Raw genomic sequence first — 21,499 nt, 5'->3', positions numbered from 1 at the left:
GGAAATTCTTAAAAAGTATTGCTATATAATTGCTTAAATGGAAGATGTAGGATTCGATAGAATCCTACATCTTTTGTTTTGATACGAATCTTCTATTTATTGAATCGTTTTTAAGGTGTCAGACTGATATAATTCCCTATTTTTGTTGTCGTTATATTACATATAGTCTAATGTTACGTAAAGAGATATCGAATTCAGAAACCATTTAAAATCAATAGTACCATGATGAAGAAGTTGATACTTATCCTTTGCATTTTGCAGGGTGTCCTGTTGTCACTGCGAGCGCAGGGTGAACAGCAGAATATTGCTTATACTGATAACAATGTACGGTTTACGGTCATATCGGATGGAACGCTCCGTTTGGAGTATGCTCCGGATGGAAAATTTGTAGACGACAAGTCTTTTATTGCAGTAGACCGTTTATATCCGCAGGTTGATTACAAACTGAAGACAAGGGGGGCATGGATTGAAATAACCACCTCCAAGATGAAAATGCGTTATAAAAAAGACAGTGGGCGGTTTACGAACAATAATCTGATAATCGAAGCTGTAAAGGGGGCATTCCCCTTCACCTGGAAGCCTGGAATGCAACAGAAAGGCAATCTGAAAGGTACATATCGCACTCTTGATGGGATGGACGGTGATACACAGACTCAAACTTGGGTGTCTGATACGAAGAAAGGGGATAAACTGAAACTGGAAGACGGCCTGTTGGCAACTGATGGCTGGTCGCTCATTGACGATTCCCGCGGACTTTTGTTTGATAATGATCCGGACTGGGACTGGGCTAAGGAACGCCCCGCTAATGAAGGGCAAGACTGGTACTTCATGGCTTACGGACATGACTATAAGCAGGCTTTGAAAGACTATACTCTTTTTGCTGGTAAGATGCCGTTGCCTCCCCGTTACGCATTTGGCTATTGGTGGTCGCGTTATTGGCTGTATTCTGACAAAGAGTTTCGTAATCTGATTGATAATTTTCATACTTATCAGATACCTTTGGACGTGTTAGTGGTAGATATGGACTGGCATTATACCGAGAAAGGTAAGGGGGGCTGGACAGGCTGGACCTGGAACAGGGACTTATTTCCGAATCCTCAGGGTTTCTTGAAATACCTGAAACAGAATAACGTGAAAGTGACACTTAACCTGCATCCGGCAGACGGAGTGGCCGCTTATGAAGAGAAATATCCGGAGATGGCTAAGGACATGGGTGTAGACCCGGCTACAAAGCAGACGATCCCTTGGATAAATTCAGATAAGAAGTTCATGAAGAATATGTTCAAGAATATCCTGGCTCCGATGGAAAAAGACGGAGTGGACTTCTGGTGGCTGGACTGGCAGCAGGGAATGTTCGACTCAAAGATGAAGAATCTAAGTAATACCTGGTGGATTAACTATGCATTTTTCAGCGATATGGAGCAACGTCGGAAGACACGTCCGATGCTTTACCACCGCTGGGGAGGATTGGGAAATCATCGTTATCAGGTAGGGTTCTCGGGTGATGCTGTGATTTCATGGAAATCACTTGATTTCCAACCCTATTTCAATTCTACAGCTTCCAACGTGTTGTACGGCTATTGGAGTCATGACCTGGGTGGGCATATCGGTAGCCAGATAGATCCCGAAATGTATACCCGCTGGCTACAATTCGGAGCATTAAGCCCGATTATGCGTACCCACTCCCAGAAAGGGGCTAAGCTGAATAAAGAACCTTGGGTGTTCGACAAGGAATATTGTGATATCATCCGTGAAACGATTCGCCAACGCTATGTGATGGCTCCTTATATCTATACCATGGCTCGTAAGGGGTATGACGACGGATTGTCTCTTTGTCGTCCGATGTATTATGATTATCCGGAGAACAAAGAAGCTTACGACTTTGGCAATGAGTATATGTTTGGAGATGACGTTCTGGTTGCACCGGTCACTACTCCAGCCAAGGATGGTTATGCACAGGTACGTGTATGGTTGCCGGAAGGAGAATGGTACGAATGGCATACGGGAGCTTTACTGGAAGGTAACCGGATTGTAGAACGCTCTTTCGCCATTGATGAATATCCAATTTATGTAAAGGCGGGTGCCATACTTCCTTTGTATTTGGAGAATGTGATGAACCTTAACAATAATGACGAAGAAATAGCGGTGACGGTGTTTCCCGGTGGAAGCGGTACAGCGGCGTTTAATTTGTATGAAGATAACGGAAATGATAAGAATTATGCATCCGAGTATGCCGTGACTAAGCTGACTTCTGCCCGTAGTGGTAATGAGCAAACGATTGTTATCGGCAAGCGCGAAGGTGGCTATAAAGAAATGCCTCTTGCCCGTCCGTTCACGGTGAAAGTGCTTTCATCTCTGCTTCCCCAGTCCGTCACGGTAAATGGAGTTCCGGCAGAATACAGATATTCGGCTGAAGACTTTGCATTACTGGTAGATTTGCCGGAATTGCCTTGTAACCAGGAAAAAGTGATTAAGATCATTTATCCGTCTGGGAAAGTGGATATGAACGGACTTTTAGGGGCATCCAAAAGAATAGCCCGGTCTATGGAACAACTGAAGTATCGTAATTCGTATATTGTCTTTAAAGAAGAGTTCGGCAAAATGGGAAGTCTGAATGAGGCTGTGATGTATGCTCCGTCTGAAATGCCCGCTTTGATTGCTGATTTCTGGAAGAGTTATCATGAATTGCCTTCGGTATTGGAACGGCAGGGTTTGAAGAGCGAGCAAGCGACATGGTTCCTGCAATCCGTTTGCTGGGGTGAAAAGTAACTCCGGATATGTCCGGAATAGGAGTTACTGAATGATGTATCAGTGGTTTGCTTGTTGGGATTTATGGAATTGGATAATACTCTTTGTTTCTTTTGCAACTCTTTGATTATTAGTAGGCAAAAGTGTTCTATAATGAGGTAACGACTGAATAGGGATGAAGTAACGAGTGAATGGCAATGAAGTAACGACTGATATAGGTTAAGGCAACGACTGTTTCATAATGTAGGATTGCTGTAAATGATTCTGTAAATTAATGATGAAAGTGCACATAGTGCCGAATACTAAAGCTATAGTAATAGATGAAACGATACTTGATGACATTTCTGACCGCAATTATGACCCTTTGCTGTGCAGGAGCTGTTTTTCCTTTGCCTTCTTCGGGCAATAGCCATGATATTGCATCATTGCATGCATGGGGGCCTTATTCAAAACGCTATGCCGGTATCTCGCACATACCTGATATGCGTAAAGGGATACGTTTTGACTTCTCGGTGATGCCCGGGTATTACCGGAACCGTCAGTTGGTGCCGCATGTCCTGTTCGAATCATCCTACTATCCGTGGGAAATAAATCCGGAGATGACCCGCATCACTTACCGCTATGAACTGGAGTGGAAAGACCGGGTTTATACGGATGTCACCTATCACATATTGGATGATAACCGTACGTTGGTCGGGATACATTGCGTCAACAATACGAGTATGCCTCAAAATCTGGTATTGAATCAGATGGCATATATAGATTATCCTGAGACATATCCGCAGGTAGCGGTTTCGGATACGTCCGGCCTGCAATGGTATAATGCCATTGACTATATTGAGAATGAACCTGCCAGTAAATCCCCTCAATACAAACTGGTGTATGACGGATGGCAACGGAATGAGGAGCGCAGTACTTCATCACTCGATGGTTCCATACTGGGAAGAGGGTTCGGCAGGAATAAAGGTGACCGGTTGAGCTATCTGGTAAACATTCTTCCGGGGCAGGAAAACGGGGCGATAGGTCTCCGGTTTAAGATGAAGAAAGGAGAGAGTGCCGTACTGTGTCTGAAAGGACTGGTGGAACAATCTGTAGAATTGGAAGGTACGGGGGAATTCTCTTTCTTGTCAGTTCCTTATAATGGAAAGAAGGCCGGAGAATATAAACTGGAACTTGTTTCGGGCAGTACTGTTGCAATCAGTCTGGATGGATTCTTTATAGGGGATGTTGACGGTATAAACAAAGTAAATGTGGTCCGTACACCGATTCCTTTCACTCCTGTAATGGAGGTGGGAGAAACCAAACAGGATTTTATACTGAAATACAAGGATTGTGACAACTATTATGGCGTGGCCTGGAACTACCAACATTCGGAAGTGAGGGAGATACTGAACGGTGAATTGGAGTCTTTCTTCCGTAGAAGGGTACATGAACATGTATCTTCAAGGCTGATTGGAGACAGGAACTGGCATTATGCCAATGCTTTTTTGCGCCCTATCGTACTGGAACCTGACTCGGAACAGACCATTTACATGCTGGTGTGCAGTGGGAATAAAGAACAGGTGAAGCAGGAACTGCAAGATTTCCATTCGACACCGGATAAACTGGTCGCACGGATCAGTTCTGCGGAAAAAGCGAAACCTGAAGACCAGGTGTTGCCAGGCGGAGAGAAGTATCTTCTGGGGAATCGTTTGCTGCAAGCCTCACTCTTGTCGAATATCGTATATCCGGTTTATACGCAGAAGGAATACATCAGACATTTTACGCCGGGTAAGAATTGGAACAGTCTTTATACCTGGGACTCCGGCTTCATTGCGTTGGGACTGATTGATGTGGACCCGGTCAAGGCTTTCGAATGTATCAAGGCTTATACGACTCCGGTGGGGAGTGAATCGGCTTTTATCCATCACGGTACCCCGTTACCCATTCAGATGTATGCTTATGCTGATTTGTGGAACAATAGCCTGTCACAGGAAGCACTGAGATTCTTATATCCCAGGCTGAAACAATATTTTGATTTTATGGTCGGAGCTGATTCGTATTCACCTACCCGAATGGCAGGTTCCGGTCTGCTTCGTACCTGGGATTATTTCTATAATTCCGGTGGATGGGATGATTATCCGCCTCAACATGCATTACGTGGTAATAAATCGCAGTATCAATCGGTGACTCCTGTGGTAACCTCTGCTTATTATCTGCGGGCGGCGAAGATTCTGCGCCTGGCAGCGAAGGAACTGGGGCTGAAAAAGGATGTGAAGGCGTATGAACGGATCATCAAACTCTTGTCGTACGGCCTGCAAAATTACTCTTGGGATGAAGAAAGCGGATACTTCGGATATGTAGTCCATGATTCTCTGGGAAATGCGACAGATATTTTCCGGTATAAGGATCAATCTAATTTTAATAAGGGACTGGATGGGGTCACCCCTTTGGTAGCAGGTATTTGTTCTCCCGCTCAAGTGGGCCGGTTGATGGAACATTTGTTTTCTCCTGACGAACTGTGGACTAAAGTCGGGCTCTCAACGGTCGATCAGTCTGCTCCTTATTATAAAGAAGATGGATATTGGAACGGTGCTGTCTGGTTTCCCCATCAGTGGATGATGTGGAAGGCTCTTTTAGATTTGGGTAAAGGGGAAGAGGCTTACCGGGTGGCACATACAGCTCTGGATAATTGGGAGAAGGAGTGTGAAGAAAGCTATTTCACATTCGAGCATTTCATCATTTCGTCGGGGAGAGGGGCAGGGTGGCACCAGTTCTCGGGGCTTTCATCTCCTATATTAAATTGGTTTGCAGCATACTATAGGCCGGGTAAAGTCTCCACCGGTTTTGAGGTATGGATTACAAAGAGTGATTTTAATGAGAATCATTCCAGATATAAGGCTGAACTTTCTTTTGATGATTCGACAAAACCTCATGAGCGTTGCATGATTGTCTGTATGGATGCAGGGCATCAATATGAAGTATTCTTTAACGGAAAGCCGGTTCAGTATAGGTCTGGCCATGCAGGAATGTTAGAAATAACTCTGCCGGCTACGAATAAAACAGGGGAACTTGAAGTTCGAACTCTTGATTAGATTATTTTCTGCGAGAGGCATATTTTCTTTCAGATTCGATATCTCTAGAACAAAGGCGTGTTCTATTAAGGATACGCCTTTGTTGTTATTCTGAAACTTTATAAAATTGACTAGTTTCGCAGCTTACAGCCTATGAATAAAATGATAGATACGTCCCTATAATTGAGATTATTGTGTCTATTGCTGCTTTAAACCTTTCTAACGCGTGATTTGGGACATTTTTTCTTTTTTTAGAGATAACTGTATTATTGATTGCTTATTTGAATATCTATTTTTGTCTTGCTTTAAAGCCAAGTAAGTCTTTACATTTTTTTAAAATTTAATATTATGAAGCAGAAAATTTCAAAATGCTTTTTTGATGCAAGGGTTAGGATGTTACTCCTCCTCCTGATTTCTACAATTTATGCTCAAGCCCAATCGGGCAGAATCGTTACGGGTGTCGTTAAAGATGCCACAGGCGAAACAGTAATCGGTGTAAACGTTACTGTAAAGGGTAATGCTGCTTTGGGTACTATTACCGATTTAGATGGTAAGTATTCATTGAACGTTCCTGCGCAAAAATCTACTTTAGTATTCTCATTCATTGGTTACCAAACGGTAGAAAAAACGATTGATGCCAATGCAAGAACTCTGAACGTTACATTAGTGGAAGATTCTAAGTTGCTGGATGAAGTTGTTGTGGTGGGTTATGGTACGATGAAAAGAAAGGATGTAACAGGTGCCGTGGCACACGTTGGCGAGGAAGTGACAAAGAATAGAGCTGCAACAAATGCTCTTGACTTCCTGGTTGGTACGGTTCCCGGTGTGCACATCACTCCTTCTACTGATGCAGGTGGCGGCGCCTCCGGGCTTCTGATCCGTGGTAAACAATCGTTGAAGGCCAGTACTTCTCCTTTGATTGTTTTGGATGGTGTGGTATTCTATGGTAACATTGATGATATTAATCCGAATGACATTGAAAGTATGGATATCCTGAAGGATGCCAGCTCTACTGCTATTTACGGTTCCAAAGGATCGGCAGGTGTTATTCTTATCAATACCAAGAGAGGTTCTTCCGAGAAGCCCATTATCAACGTAAGTACAAAAATAGGTGTTTCACAAGCTACTTTTATGCCGGAGATGCCTACTGCTGAACAGTATATGCAGAGACGTGTTGATTACTTCAAAACAATTGATTACTTTAAGCCGGGCGAACAACAGCATGGTTTGGGATATTATGATAATCCCAATAGTCTGCCCGATGGCGTTTCTCGTGAACAATGGGCAAGCTATGACAGCTCTTTCTCCGGTGATTATATTGAAACCTGGATGCAACGACTGGAATTCAATCCTATTGAGGTTAACAACTATAAAGCCGGTAAATTCGTTGACTGGATGGACCTAGTTTATCAGAATGGTTTGAGACAGGATTACAATGCCTCTGTTTCCGGTAAGACGGCAAGAACCAACTATTATGTGTCGTTGGGTTATACTAATAATGATGGTATCGTAGTAGGTGATCAATTCCGTGCTTCAAGATCGCGTGTGAATTTGGATACTGAGATTACGAAATGGTTGAATATTGGTTTGAATGCGCAGTTCGTTCATAAAGGCTCGGATGATATTAAGGCAGATACGGGCGCGGCTAAAGCAGCCAGCCCCTTTGGAGACGTTTATGAGGCTGATGGAAGTATCAAGGTTAGACCTTGGGATGACAACCGTATTGCCAACCCATTACTGAACCGTTCAGTGGACGAAAAATACTACAGAACGCAGACGTTTAATTCAAGCGTTTATGGTAAGTTAACTCTTCCTTTTGGATTTACCTGGCAGACAACTTTCAATGTGCGTTACGGCTGGAGAAAGGATTACTATTTTGATTCTGATATCAAGCCGGGTGTAGTAGCAGGTGGTAAAGCAAAACGTGTGGACTATTCAGACTATGAATGGAGCATTGATAACATGTTGAAATGGAACCGTACATTTGCTAATATACATAATTTCGACTTCACTTTTGTATATACTGCTGAAAAATATCAGAACTGGCAAAGTACGGGAAACAATGAAGGTTTCCAGCCGAATGGCGCACTGAGTTATCATGGTATTCAGGCCGGTATAACTCCTACTGTCAGTGCAAATGACGAAATGCAGACTGGTAATGGTTTGTTGTGGCGCTTGAATTACTCTTTGATGGACCGTTATTTGCTGACAGGTTCTGTACGTCGTGACGGTTTCTCAGCTTTCGGACAGAATAATCCTTTCGGTGTATTTTCTACAGTTGCTGCCGGATGGCGTATATCAGAAGAGAAGTTCTTGAAGGATGTTGAATGGATTAACAACCTGAAGTTGCGTCTTTCCTGGGGACAAACCGGTAATCGTGACATCGGCCGTTATGCTGCTTTCTCAAGATTAACTATTACCAACGTTATTCAGGATGGGGTAAACTATAAAGGTGTATATCCTTCAAGTTTGGCTAACAGAGACTTGAAATGGGAAACTACTACCGGGTTCAACTTCGGTGTTGACTTTGGATTGTTCAAAAACAGACTGAGCGGTTCTGTAGAACTTTATAAGAATAAGACGAATGACTTGTTGATGGACCGTGCTATGCCTGAAATCTCAGGATATGGTAAGATCGCTTCTAACCTGGGAGAAATTGCTAACCAGGGGGCTGAGTTAACTTTGTCAAGTGTAAATATCAATACTTCTAATGTACGTTGGAATACCACCTTCACTTATTCTACTAATAAGAATGAAATCAAACACCTGTACGGCGATATGATTGATGTGCTGGATGCCGATGGTAATGTTATCGGTCAGCGTGAAGACGATGATGTACAGAACGGTTGGTATATCGGACATGCTATTGATGAAATCTATGATTATAAGTGGATTGGCGTATGGCAACTGGGTGAAGAATTGGAAGCTGCAAAATATGGTAAGCAACCGGGTGACCCGAGACTACTGGATGTTAATAACGATGGTAAGATCAATGATGACGATAAGCTCTGGTTGGGTACAAAAACTCCGAAGCATCGTATGACGTTGAGCAGTGACCTGAATTTGTTCAAATGCATCAATTTCTCTTTTGTACTGCGTGGAGAATTCGGTTGGATGGATATTGATAACCTGCCGAGAAACGAAACTAACCGTTACTACAATACTTCAAACTCTGTTTGGACCGAGTATTGGACACCATGGAATCCGAATAGCAAATATGCCCGTTTGGGTGCAAACATCGATAGCCCGGGTGTGAACATTTACGAAAAGAGAAACTACGTAAGAATGCAGAATATGGCATTGTCTTATACATTCCCGAAGAAGTTGATCAACAAGTTTATGATTGATAATCTAAGATTCAGTATTAATGTGGATAACGCATTCGTTATTTCTAAATGGAGAACTTCTGATCCTTTGACTAAGGCCATTACTCCACGCATCTGGACATTTGGTGTAGACATTACCTTATAATCTGATAGAACGATAATTAAATAAAGATATTCAAATGAAAACAAAGAAATATATACTAAAAGGTCTGGCAACTTGCCTGATAGCTGCCAGTCTTTCTGCTTGTGTTGATCTTGAACCGAAGGCGATGTCGTTCCTGACACCGGAGAACACTTTTGTTGATAAAGCAGGTTTGGAAACCATGCTTCGCCTCTGCCGTAAACAGATGAATTTTGAATGGTTTGGAGACGCTTTCAACTCTGGAAACTGTGAAACCTATTCTGTATATGAATATGCTTGGTCTGACTTGGCTGTTATGGGAGGTCCTGAAACGAAGGAAATCCACAATATGGTGACTCAGCTGACCCCTACCACCAATATGTATCTGCACCTTCGTTACTGGGTTTTCGGCTGGAACGGTATCAAGTATGCCAATACGGTTATTACCCGTGCTCCTGAAGCTGACGGTATGGCTTCGGAAGAAGACAGAAACGCTTGTTTAGCAGAAGGATATTTCCATCGCGCTTATTGGTATTATCTGCTGACTAACCAATTTGGAGATGTACCTTGGATCGGAGAAGAAATTACCGGTGCAAAACTGGACTTTAATACCGTTTCCCGCAAAACTATCTTGGCGAATATCAAGAAAGATATGGAATATGCTGTACAATGGTTACCTAAAGAAGTAATCCGTGGTGCTGTGAGCAGAGCCGCAGGTGAACATTTACTGGCTAAGATATGTCTGGCTACCGGTGACTTCCAACAGGCGGTAGATGCAACAACTCGTTGTATCAATGATTATGGATTGCGTCTGATGACCGAACGCTTCGGTATCAATATGGATGATAAGAGTAAGGACGTATACAACGACCTATTCCAGGAAGAGAATATCAGTATTGTTGAGAACAAAGAAGGCATTATGATCGGTCAGGAAATCTACGGTCTGGACGGATGTTCTTCTCCAAGTGGTTCAAAACGTAAGCGTAACTTCGTGCCGCAGTGGCATGCCGGAAGCAAAATGAAGACACCGGACGGAAAGAACGGAACGACTGATGCATCAGGCATTTATGATGGATACGAACAGTTGGAAGAACTGGGTAGAGGTCTTGCCAAGATACGTCCTACCAACTATGCACAATATGAGTTGTGGAAGGATTGTGGAGATGATATGCGTCATAATTCCAATAACTGGTATGATAAGTCACGTATCAAATACAATCTGCCAGCTTCAAAGGGTGGTAGTGCCGCTTACTTCGGTCAACCGGTTAATCCTGCTTACTGCACCGATACCATGCGCTGTTATTTCTCTTTCCCGATTGTGAAGGTTCTGATTGATAAGGATGATCCGAATGCAGGAGGTAAAGTACCTGTAGGTGGTTTCACAGACCAGTATATCTTCCGCCTTGCCGAAACTTACTTGAATAGAGCTGAGGCTTACTGGTGGTTAGGCAAGAACGATCTGGCTACTGAGGATGTGAATACAATCCGTCGCCGTGTGAATGCACCGGAACTCTCATCCGTTACACTGGAAGATATCCTGGATGAAAGAGCCAGAGAATTGTTCCTGGAAGACCATCGTAAGACTGAGTTGACTCGTATTGCCTTCCTGAAAGCAGAAAAGGGTATAGATGGATATTCACTCAATAACTTTTCAGAAAAGAACTGGTATTATGACCGCATGATGGAGAAGAATAATTTCTTTGCAACAGAATATTATTATTCAACCAATGCATTTATCATGAAGCCGTATCACGTGTTGTGGCCCATTCCGCGTAATGCCATAGAATCCAACACTCAAGGCCGTATCAATCAGAACTATGGTTACGACGGTTATGAAGATAATATCCCGGTAGAAGAACTTGAACAAAGATATAAATAAGATAATATATGAGAAGTAAATATATATTGTTTGCCTTGGCTCTGACAGGAGCCTTGGCATCCTGCTCGGACGACGATAATAAGGGAACAGCAAACTATAAGAATCCTTATTCAAACCCCTTGACTGATTACAGCGCAGCTGACCCTACAGTCTGGAAAGAGAATGACCATTCATTCTATGTATATGCCACCAATACATCTGTAATCCGTAAGTCGGAAGACTTGATTCACTGGACGGACGGAGGCAAGATGTTTGCAACAAAACCTACGTTTGTTACGGAATCGGGTGCAGCAGTCTGGGCACCGGATATCGAAAAGGTGGGTGATAAATATATCTTGTATTTTGCCATGTCTGCCATGGGCAAGCCTGCAACTGCCGGTATCGGTATTGCTTCGGCTGACTCTCCCGAAGGTCCTTTCACATTGGATATATCGGTAGACGGAAAAGGAAAGTTGTTCACTTCAAGTGAAATTGATGTAAGAAACTCCATCGACCCTTGCTACTTTGAAGACAATGGACAGAAATGGTTGGTTTGGGGTAGTTTCAACGGTTTGTATGCTGTGAAGCTGAATGAAGACGGTACGAGAGTATACCCTGACATTGCAACAGCCAAGAAAGAAAGAGTGCAGGTTGCGGGTACTGCTTTTGAAGCACCTTACATTCATAAACGTGGCGATTATTACTACATGTTTGCATCTGTCGGTTCATGCTGTAACTCTATGTTGAGTACTTATACTACGGTTGTTGGCCGTTCCACTTCTTTCTTAGGCCCGTATGTGAATAAGAACGGAGAATCAATGCTGGACAATAAATATGAAGTGCTGATCAGAGCCAATGATCGTTTTGTAGGACCGGGGCATAACTCGGAAATCGTAACGGACAGTGAGGGTAATGAATGGATGCTATATCATAGTTATGACAGACACACCCCGAGCAAAGGACGCTATTTGATGATTGACCGGATTGTTTGGGAGAATGATTGGCCGGTGATTGCCGGTAATAGTCCATCTACCGAGGCAGAAGCTCCGGTTTGTAAATAAGTAATAGTGAATATATGCAGAAAATATTGTTAATCGGAGCCTTTGTCGCCATAAGCTGTTTGCTTATGGCGCAAGGGCCCGTCAAAAACTATCAGAATCCGGTTGTAAATTATAGCCTGCCCGATCCCTCTGTTATCAAAGGGGAAGATGGTTATTATTACCTGTATGCCACCGAAGATATCCGAAACTTGCCTATCCATCGTTCAAAAGACTTGGTGGAGTGGGAGTATGTGGGTACTGCTTTTACCAAAGGCACTCGTCCGGATTTTGAACCTAAAGGAGGACTCTGGGCTCCTGATATCAATAAAATAGGTGATAAATACGTGCTTTATTATTCCATGTCTGTCTGGGGTGGCGAATGGACCTGTGGTATCGGATGTGCCACTGCCGATAAGCCCGAAGGTCCTTTTACAGATCATGGAAAGATGTTCCGCAGCAATGAAATCAATGTACAGAATTCCATTGATCCTTTCTATATAGAGGATGGAGGAAAGAAATATCTCTTTTGGGGTAGTTTCCGGGGAATTTACGGCATTGAACTGTCGGATGACGGACTTTCTGTTAGGAAAGGTGCCAAGCTCCGCCAGGTGGCAGGAACAGCCTATGAAGGAACATATATTCATAAAAAAGATGGTTATTATTATTTCTTTGCATCTATAGGAACTTGCTGTGAAGGATTGAAAAGTACTTATACTACGGTTGTAGGTCGTTCGAAGAAACTTTTTGGACCTTATGTGGATAAAAATGGTAAGAAGATGCTGGATAACCACCATGAAATACTGATTCACAAGAATGAGGCTTTTGTAGGTACCGGACATAACTCAGAGATTGTAACGGATAAGGCGGGTAATGACTGGGTGTTTTATCATGCAGTGAGTACCAAGAATCCCGGAGGCCGTGTGTTGATGCTAGATAAGGTTGATTGGAAAGACGGGTGGCCATCCGTGTCTGGCAATTCTCCGTCATCAGAATCCGAAAGACCTGTATTGTAAAATAGTAAAATGAAGATTGAATATGAGGTTAAAAAGATTGTTTTTAGGGATAATGCTTTCTGCGGGCATTGCAAATATTGGAGCGGCAAACTATACTCCTGAGAATGTTTCTGTATCTTTAAAAGTTCCGGGAAATGATGCCAAACACTATTCATTAACTCTCCGGAAAGTGCAGGATGGTGTGTACGATTGTCAGCCTTCCGAAAATCTGCCGCTGGTCATTACCCGTCAGGTTACGGAGAAAGATGGAAAACAACGCATCAATGTTGTCATCAAAGCCTTGGAGAATGTGTATTTCAATTATGGAGAGCAGATAAAAACCGGTTATAAGCATGATGACTGTCAGTTCTATATGCCCGGTTTCTGGTATCGTCGTAACCTGCGTTCGCCCAAAGAGGCGCCTTCATTCCATACTTCGGATAGTTGGTTGGTGCGCGAGGACCGTTTGAGCACTCCACTTACAGCAGCTTTCAACTCTGCAAATGGTAAGTCAATGTCGGTTGTCCGCATTGATAAGTTTGACAAGGAGGCGCTGGCCACTCACAAAGAAGGAGAGGTCATTGTGTCCGGAGAAACATCCATAGGCTATACCGGATTTGAAAATGTGGGAGGTATGACTGTGCTTTCTTATGGTTTTCCATATCGGGAAGCTCCGAAAACTTATATTCGTAAATTGACTTTAGCTCCTTCTGTTGAGGCTTTTCAGTTGCTTCGCAAAGGAGACAGCATTACTCTGACCTGGGAGTTGGCGGAAATAGATGCCGCTGATTTTTCTGAGTGCGTGCAGCGTACTTGGGAGTATTGTTATGACACGAACCGTCCGCAGCCTGTCGATACACCTTATACGGTGGACAGAATGAAAGAAGTACTCAGTAATTTCTTTGTGGAAAGTTATGTGGACAATACGCCTACTCATTACTATTCCGGCGTGGAACTGAAAACGGCTACTTGCGATCATGTGGATGTTGCTGAAATCGGATTTGTGGGACGTACGTTGCTCAATGCTTTCAATGCACTGGAATATGGTGCGTTACAGAACCGCCAGGAATTGATGAATAGTGCCAACAGTGTTTTTGATACGTATCTTCAGAACGGTTTCTCTTCGGCAGGCTTTTTCAATGAGGTGGTACATTATAATCGTGGCTTTAAAGAATCCAAGCACAGTATCCGCCGCCAATCAGAGGGTGTGTATGCCGTGCTGAATTATCTGACTTACGAAAAGCAGCAGAAGCGCAAACATCCTGAGTGGGAGAAGCGTATCAAAGGAATTTTGGATAGCTTCCTGCGTTTGCAGAATGAGGATGGTAGCTTCCCGCGTAAGTTTAAGGATGACTTCTCTATTGTAGATGGAACGGGTGGAAGCACCCCTTCAGCTACCTTGCCTTTGGTGATGGCTTATAAGTATTTCAAGGATAAACGTTATCTGGAGAGTGCGAAACGTACGGTGGGCTATCTGGAGAAAGAACTTATATCTAAGGCGGATTTCTTCTCTTCAACCCTGGATGCAAACTGTGAGGATAAAGAAGCTTCTCTGTATGCCGCTACTGCTACATATTATCTGGCGCTGGTTACTAAAGGGGCGGAGCGTACGCATTATGCAGAACTGTCGAAGAAAGCAGCTTATTTTGCTTTATCCTGGTATTATACCTGGGACGTTCCTTTTGCCGAAGGACAGATGCTGGGTGATATCGGCCTGAAAACTCGTGGCTGGGGAAATGTATCGGTGGAGAATAACCACATAGATGTGTTTGTTTTTGAATTTGCCGATGTATTGAATTGGCTTTCGAAAGAATACGATGAACCTCGTTTCTCTGACTTTGCCCAAGTGATTTCTACCTCTATGCGTCAATTGTTACCGTACGAAGGACACATGTGTGGTGTGGCTAAAGTGGGCTTTTATCCCGAAGTTGTTCAGCACACCAACTGGGATTATGGTCGCAATGGAAAGGGATATTATAATAATATCTTTGCTCCGGGCTGGACAGTTGCTTCCCTGTGGGAACTCTTTTCTCCGGGACGTGCGGAGAAGTTCTTATTGAAATAAAAAGATGGATATAAAATACAACGTGCATGAGTCATAATCTCATGTACGTTGCATCTATATATCCTGCATATCCGATCTATATATCCTATACGTCCGATCTATATGTCCTGCGTGTCCCATCTATATATCCTGCGCATCCCATCTATAGATGCTCTAAACAGCTACTTTCTTTCGTTTCTTCATCGCATAGCCAGCGCTTTATTCTCTGCTGCCTCCATAATCTCCCGTTCTCCCGGTCCTTTATCATTAATACCGCAAAGATGCAGAATACCGTGGATAATAACCCGGTGTAACTCCGTTTCATAGTCACTGCCGAACTGCTCTGCATTTGTACGTACCGTGTCGAGGCTGATAAATAAATCTCCACTGAGGCGATTGCCCTCGCAATAATCAAAAGTGATGATATCCGTGTAGTAATCATGTTGCAGATACTGGCGGTTTACCTCAAGTATTTTCTCGTCAGAACAGAAAATATAGGCGATTTCACCGACTCTTTTCTTGTAAGTGGCAGCAACGGCTTTAATCCATTCTGTGGTTTGGCTTTTTTTGATGGCGGGCATTTCTACACCGTCTGTCTGATAGGAAATCATATCAATTAATAATTAAAAGTTAAAAGAAAAACAGATAGCTGATGATGATGGCGGCGATGATACCTGCAAAGTCCGCTATCAGTCCGCAGGTGACGGCATTACGCGTTTTAGTAATACCCACGCTTCCGAAGTAAACAGCCAGGATATAGAAAGTGGTGTCCGAAGCACCACGGGCTACGCAACTCATTCGTCCTACAAAAGAATCTGCACCATATTCCTTCATGGTGTCAATCATCAATCCGTTGGCACCGCTGCCACTCAACGATTTCATCAGTGCGGTTGGTAAGGCGCCTACAAAACTGGTATCTACGCCAAACAATCCCACTATGTAACCGATGCCGCTTACTAACATATCCATCGCACCGGAAGTGCGGAATACGGCAATACCCACCAGAAACGCTACCAGATATGGAATGATGCGCACGGCCGTGGTAAAGCCTTCTTTGGCACCTTCTACGAAGGCATCATATACATTGATTTTCTTCCATAATCCCCAGATAATGAACAAAAGAATGATACTGAACAGGATAACGTTGGCAATCAATGTGGAATATGTACCGATTTCTTCACGACCGAGTTGTATAAACAAGTAAATAAGTCCAGCAAAGAAAAGGCTGATGCAACCGATGAGGATAAGGATGGGCTTATTGATCAGATTGATGCGTTGAGCAATGCTGACAGCAATCACTCCTACAAGGGTGGAAACGGCTGATGTGATCAGTATGGGAATGAATATATCGGTAGGCTGTGCAGCGCCCATCTGAGCGCGATACATCATGATGCTGATAGGAATCAGGATCAGCCCGGAAGTATTGAGCACCAGAAACATGACCATCGGATTGGTTGCCGTATCCTTCTGAGGGTTCAGTTCTTGCAGCTCCTTCATAGCTTTCAATCCCATTGGTGTAGCGGCATTGTCCAGTCCCAACATATTGGCGGAGAGGTTCATAAAGATAGAACCCATGGCAGGGTGGCCTTTGGGGATTTCGGGGAAAAGACGGCAGAACACCGGACTCAGCCAGCGGGATAATGCGTTAATCATGCCGCTTTGCTCGCCGATCTTCATAATGCCCAGCCATAGAGAAAGGATACCCGTCAGGCCCAGCGATATTTCGAAGGCTGTTTTCGAGGAAGTGAATGTTGAATTGACAAGCTCCGTAAAGATTTCTGTGTTGCCCATAAACAGGAGCTTGATGAGTGCCACAATGAAAGCAATTACGAAGAATGCTACCCAAATGTAATTTAAAACCATAAAATAACGCGTTGATTTTCGTGCAAAAGTAGGAATATCTTTCTATTTAGCGTGATAAATGGAAAGATTATTGCATTTATTAGGGCAATAACACTATTTCGAATATGAAATTCTGGCTATCTTTGCTTTCTGATATTGCGACGGAATTAGAGGGAGAAGGAGTTAAAGAGGTTACTAACTCCGGACTCTCATAAAATAATTAACTGATATGAAAAACAAATGTATGTTAGTTGCAGCTTTGCTGTTGTTATCCGGTACAATCTCGGCCAAGGTTGTGTTGCCGCCGATGTTTTCGGATAACATGGTGTTGCAGCAACAGGCGGATGCCCCTATATGGGGTGAGGCAAAACCGATGAAAGCGGTAAAAGTAACCACTTCCTGGGATGGGAAGACGTATGAAACACTGGCTGATAAGGAAGGGCGATGGAAGCTTTCCGTTCGTACTCCTGAAGCGGGTGGCCCGTATGAGCTTACACTGACCGATGGTCAGAAACTGGTGTTGAAGAACGTAATGATTGGGGAGGTATGGATCTGTTCCGGACAATCCAATATGGAAATGCCGCTGAAAGGTTGGGGCAAGGTTCTGGATTATGAGAAAGAAATAGCCGTAGCCAATCATCCCAATATTCGTTTATTGCATGTGGAACATGTTACCAGTACGCAGCCGGAGACGGATATCAAAATCCGTGATAATGGCTGGCAGGTATGCTCACCCCTGACCGTTCCTGAATTCTCGGCTACCGCCTATTTCTTTGGTCGCGAAATCTCTGAAAAACAGAATGTACCCGTCGGGTTGATTCATACTTCCTGGGGAGGGACCAATGTAGAATCCTGGATAAGCGGGAAGGTGTTGCAAGAAATGCCGGACTTCAGTAAAGTAGTGGAAGATATTCGTGCAATGCCTGATAAAGCTGCGATGAAAGCGGACTATTTGAAAGCTTTGGAAGCTTGGAACAATCGTGTTGATGAAGGTTTTGCTGCCGGGAAACCGGTACGGGCTGAGGTTTCTTTGGATGATAAGGCTTGGGGCAAGCTGAACTTCCCCGGAATGGTGGACCAGCAAGGGCTTGGTGATTTTGACGGACTGATCTGGCTTCGCCGCACTGTTGATATTCCTGCATCCTGGGCAGGTAAGAAAGTGCAGTTAGTTTTAGGGGCTATTGATGATAATGATATAACGTATTGGAATGGTCGGGAAGTGGGCCGTACCGATGGTTATTCTGTTCAACGCAATTATACCGTTCCAGGTAAGCTGGTGAAAGCAGGACCGCTTACATTGGCTATCCGTGTGACAGATACAGGTGGTGGTTGTGGTATGCCGGATGAACTTTATCTCCGTTCAGACAATGGAGAACAAATTAGTCTGGCCGGTGAATGGAAATATCAGATAGCGGCCGATGCCCGGAAAGAGGGTATGTTTCCGAAGGATATGTCCGAGGACCCCAATCTGCCGACATCTTTATACAATGCTATGATCCATCCATTGGTGCCTTACAGTATCCGTGGTGCTATCTGGTACCAGGGGGAAAACAATGCTTCCCGTGCCTATCAGTATCGTGAACTTTTCCCGCTGGTTATCGAGAATTGGCGTAAGGACTGGGGACAGGATTTTCCTTTCTATTTTGTGCAGTTAGCCAACTTCATGCAAGTGTCTCCCAACCCCGTTGATTCTGACTGGGCGGAACTCCGCGAAGCACAAGCGCGCACATTGTCGGTAGCAAATACCGGAATGGCTGTAATCATCGATAAGGGCGATGCCAATGACATCCACCCGAAAGATAAACAGGCCGTTGGACATCGCTTGGCGTTGGTAGCCCGTGCTAATACGTATGGAGAACAAATACCTTATTCCGGTCCCGTTTATCGTTCCTATCAGGTGGACGGCGATAAGATTATCCTTTCTTTTGATCATACAGATGGTGGCTTAAAGAGTAGTGATGGGAAAGCATTGCAAGGCTTTGCCATTGCCGGTCGTGATCATAAATTCCATTGGGCGAAGGCAGAAATACAGGGTGATAAGATTGTGGTGAGTTCTCCCGAAGTACCGTATCCGGTTGCTGTGCGCTATGCATGGGCCAACAATCCGGTTTGTAACTTATATAATGGTGCCGGTCTCCCGGCTTCACCTTTCCGTACGGATGATTGGAAAGGGGTGACGCAGAAATAATCAGTGCGTTTGGTTGTATGGCGGCTCCGCTTATTATCAATTGTAAATTATTGATAATAAGCGGAGTTCTTTTTGATGCCACTTGGCGATAGATACTGTGAAGACGAACGTTTGCTTACTTATTGGCTGTTGTTATTCTAAATAATGCTTATTATATGCAATAAAAAGGTAAAAATCATCAATTGGTCTGTCTTGTGAGATAGGGGGATGTTTTATTTCATAGATAAAATATATCTTTATCATCGTATAACATACAACAGACAAATAACTTATGCTGAAAAAAACGATTCTTGCCTGTGTTCTTTTGCATTTGGTTGTAGGAACTATTTCACCTCAAAAGATAGATTCTATCGATATTAAAAGCATGCGTGCTTACTATAAACAGTATTTTAATGATCCGACTGATCCCATTGTTCTGACAGCATCGGATACATTATTTGATATGGCAATCAGGTGCAATGATACGGTGATGGCTAAGATAGCTTTGGGAGCCAAGGTAGACTATTACTATTACGGACAGGGCGAGAACCGCACGGATAGCATCATAGCCGGAGTAAATCGCTTAAAACAATATGCCAGAAGTGTCGGTAACGCTGAACTTTACTACTGGGCATGGGCTGCGAGGTTGGTTAACTATTATATTATACAGGGAGAATATAACATTGCTCTTCTTGAAGCTGAAAAGATGTTGCAGGAGGCCAAAGGTGAGAAAAAGCAGGGAAGTATTGCTGAGTGTTATTATGCATTGGCCAATGTGTATACGGCTAAAGGTTTAGTAAAAAAATCTCAGGAGTTTATGCTTAAAGAGATTGATATTTTTGAGAATGCCAATGTCTTTAGATATAATATATCCTGCCAGTATAGTGATGCCGCAAAGATATACATTGATCTGGGCGAAGCAGAAAAAGCTCCCGAATTGCTTAAAAAGGCACTCAAAACTTCTAGGTCTACTTATCATGAAGTGACGGCCAAGCTGGTTTATGTATCACTCTATCTTGCGCAAGGAGATACAGCAGCTGCCCGCAAGGCATTGGAGGAGTGTAGACAAATGTATATGGGAGAACCTTCAATGAAACGTCATATACACTATTTGTATGATGTAGAGATTGATTATAACTGGAGGGTGGGCAACTATAATAAGGCTCTTAGTGTATTGGATGAACGGGAAACCGAATTGAGGAAGAAAAACAATCTGACAACTTTGATGGCATTGAGAAAAACAAAGGCGGATATTCTTTGGGATATGAATCGTAAAGAAGAAGCAGCCGGGCTGTACCGCGATTTCCTGTTGGAACAGAAGAAGGAGAAAGAAAGGAATGAAGAAATCACTACCAGTGAGTTTGCTACCATGTTGAACTTGCAACAGCTCAATGCTGAGAAGGTACGGTTGGAAAAGATTTCTCAGAAGAAACAACTGCAAAATACCCGGACTATTTTATTCTCTGTACTAGGTCTTTTATGTATCGTCGTTATCTTTTTGTGGCAACAGAGAAAACTCAATGCAAAGTTGCATCGGGCAAAAAATAAGCTGGATGAGCAGAATCGTACATTAATCAAAGCCGAGGAGGAACTGCGCAAAGCCAAGGAAGTTGCTGAACAGAGCAATTGGTTGAAAACAATGTTCATTCAGAATATGTCCCATGAAATCCGTACTCCGCTTAACTCCATTGTCGGGTTCTCCGGGGTATTGGTTGATATGCTTGATGAAAAGGAAGACATCGGGCAGTATGTTGCATTGATTGAGAGTAACAGCAAGTTATTGCTGAAGTTGGTAGGTGATATCCTTGATATTTCCATTCTCGACAGTGAAGTTGAAATCAAGCATAATGCTGTTGATGTCAATGCCTGTTGTCAGGCTTCGATAGATGCGGCGGGGGCATCTTTCGATCCGGGCGTAAAGCTCATTTTTGAACCTGCCTGTGACGAGCTGATCATAAACAGTAATTATAGTTATATAGTGCAGGTACTTGATAACCTGTTGGGCAATGCATCGAAGTTCACTCATGTGGGTTCCGTTACATTAACCTATGAGGTTAAGAAAGAAGAGAATCAATTGATTTTCACGGTTACAGATACCGGAATCGGTATTCCCGTTGAGGAACAGGAACGTGTTTTTGAGCGCTTTGTGAAGTTGGATAACTTTAGTCAGGGAGCAGGGCTCGGTTTGTCCATTTGTCGTATTGTTGCCGAAAGGCTGGGTGGCTACCTGAGGATTGATAAAGGGTACACTCAAGGCACCCGTGTTATTTTCTGTGTGTCGATGTGAAGAATAAAATAAAAGCGATAT

The 21,499-nt window shown here is 43.5% G+C and carries 11 protein-coding genes; 9 read left to right on the top strand and 2 right to left on the bottom strand.

What is annotated here, in order from left to right:
* Positions 1-222 precede the first annotated feature (222 nt).
* The 7 genes from K429_RS0109625 (at position 223) to K429_RS0109595 (ending at position 15,203) form a co-directional block, all read left to right on the top strand.
* Positions 223-2,769: a glycoside hydrolase family 31 protein gene (locus K429_RS0109625; RefSeq protein WP_026366756.1), complete on the top strand. Its 2,547-nt coding sequence runs from the start codon at positions 223-225 to the stop codon at positions 2,767-2,769.
* Positions 2,770-3,068: 299 nt separating this feature from the next.
* The gene (locus K429_RS0109620; RefSeq protein ID WP_026366755.1) at positions 3,069-5,822 is read left to right on the top strand and encodes a trehalase family glycosidase; all 2,754 of its coding nucleotides are present in this window, start codon (positions 3,069-3,071) and stop codon (positions 5,820-5,822) included.
* A 327-nt stretch (positions 5,823-6,149) separates the two neighbouring features.
* Positions 6,150-9,272 (top strand): TonB-dependent receptor, encoded by a 3,123-nt coding sequence (locus K429_RS0109615; RefSeq protein WP_007211147.1) that lies wholly within the window; start codon positions 6,150-6,152, stop codon positions 9,270-9,272.
* Between the two features lie 34 nt (positions 9,273-9,306).
* Entirely contained in the window at positions 9,307-11,127 is a 1,821-nt protein-coding gene (locus K429_RS0109610) for a RagB/SusD family nutrient uptake outer membrane protein (RefSeq protein ID WP_007211146.1), read from the top strand.
* A gap of 8 nt (positions 11,128-11,135) precedes the next feature.
* Positions 11,136-12,167 carry a family 43 glycosylhydrolase gene (locus tag K429_RS0109605; protein WP_007211145.1) on the top strand — a complete coding sequence of 344 codons (1,032 nt, stop codon included), beginning with the start codon at positions 11,136-11,138 and terminating at the stop codon, positions 12,165-12,167.
* Positions 12,168-12,232: 65 nt separating this feature from the next.
* Positions 12,233-13,159 carry a family 43 glycosylhydrolase gene (locus K429_RS0109600; RefSeq protein WP_081750903.1) on the top strand — a complete coding sequence of 309 codons (927 nt, stop codon included), beginning with the start codon at positions 12,233-12,235 and terminating at the stop codon, positions 13,157-13,159.
* A 22-nt stretch (positions 13,160-13,181) separates the two neighbouring features.
* The gene (locus K429_RS0109595) at positions 13,182-15,203 is read left to right on the top strand and encodes a hypothetical protein (protein ID WP_026366753.1); all 2,022 of its coding nucleotides are present in this window, start codon (positions 13,182-13,184) and stop codon (positions 15,201-15,203) included.
* A 179-nt stretch (positions 15,204-15,382) separates the two neighbouring features.
* On the opposite strand, the gene ybeY is transcribed toward K429_RS0109595, so the two are convergent.
* Together ybeY and K429_RS0109585 are read right to left on the bottom strand one after the other, a co-directional pair.
* A complete protein-coding gene (gene ybeY / locus K429_RS0109590) occupies positions 15,383-15,793 on the bottom strand; it encodes an rRNA maturation RNase YbeY (RefSeq protein WP_007211142.1) in 411 nt (136 codons plus the stop codon).
* Between the two features lie 19 nt (positions 15,794-15,812).
* Entirely contained in the window at positions 15,813-17,045 is a 1,233-nt protein-coding gene (locus tag K429_RS0109585) for a nucleoside recognition domain-containing protein (RefSeq protein WP_026366752.1), read from the bottom strand.
* A 208-nt stretch (positions 17,046-17,253) separates the two neighbouring features.
* Here K429_RS0109585 and K429_RS0109580 point away from each other — a divergent pair, with 208 nt between their 5' ends.
* A complete protein-coding gene (locus tag K429_RS0109580; protein WP_026366751.1) occupies positions 17,254-19,212 on the top strand; it encodes a sialate O-acetylesterase in 1,959 nt (652 codons plus the stop codon).
* Positions 19,213-19,483: 271 nt separating this feature from the next.
* Positions 19,484-21,478, top strand: a complete 1,995-nt coding sequence (locus K429_RS0109575; RefSeq protein WP_026366750.1) for an ATP-binding protein — start codon at positions 19,484-19,486, stop codon at positions 21,476-21,478.
* Positions 21,479-21,499: the final 21 nt, after the last annotated feature.

Origin of the sequence: Bacteroides sp. 14(A) (assembly GCF_000526555.1) — a bacterium.
Taxonomy (GTDB): domain Bacteria; phylum Bacteroidota; class Bacteroidia; order Bacteroidales; family Bacteroidaceae; genus Bacteroides; species Bacteroides cellulosilyticus.
This window is presented reverse-complemented; position numbering and strand designations above follow the sequence as displayed.

Excerpts from the sequence above, each read along its gene's own strand:
- K429_RS0109625 (WP_026366756.1), top strand. The coding sequence starts at position 223 with ATGATGAAGAAGTTGATACTTATCCTTTGCATTTTGCAGGGTGTCCTG.
- K429_RS0109620 (WP_026366755.1), top strand. The coding sequence starts at position 3,069 with ATGAAACGATACTTGATGACATTTCTGACCGCAATTATGACCCTTTGC.
- K429_RS0109615 (WP_007211147.1), top strand. The coding sequence starts at position 6,150 with ATGAAGCAGAAAATTTCAAAATGCTTTTTTGATGCAAGGGTTAGGATG.
- K429_RS0109610 (WP_007211146.1), top strand. The coding sequence starts at position 9,307 with ATGAAAACAAAGAAATATATACTAAAAGGTCTGGCAACTTGCCTGATA.
- K429_RS0109605 (WP_007211145.1), top strand. The coding sequence starts at position 11,136 with ATGAGAAGTAAATATATATTGTTTGCCTTGGCTCTGACAGGAGCCTTG.
- K429_RS0109600 (WP_081750903.1), top strand. The coding sequence starts at position 12,233 with ATGGCGCAAGGGCCCGTCAAAAACTATCAGAATCCGGTTGTAAATTAT.
- K429_RS0109595 (WP_026366753.1), top strand. The coding sequence starts at position 13,182 with ATGAGGTTAAAAAGATTGTTTTTAGGGATAATGCTTTCTGCGGGCATT.
- ybeY (WP_007211142.1), bottom strand. The coding sequence starts at position 15,793 with ATGATTTCCTATCAGACAGACGGTGTAGAAATGCCCGCCATCAAAAAA.
- K429_RS0109585 (WP_026366752.1), bottom strand. The coding sequence starts at position 17,045 with ATGGTTTTAAATTACATTTGGGTAGCATTCTTCGTAATTGCTTTCATT.
- K429_RS0109580 (WP_026366751.1), top strand. The coding sequence starts at position 17,254 with ATGAAAAACAAATGTATGTTAGTTGCAGCTTTGCTGTTGTTATCCGGT.
- K429_RS0109575 (WP_026366750.1), top strand. The coding sequence starts at position 19,484 with ATGCTGAAAAAAACGATTCTTGCCTGTGTTCTTTTGCATTTGGTTGTA.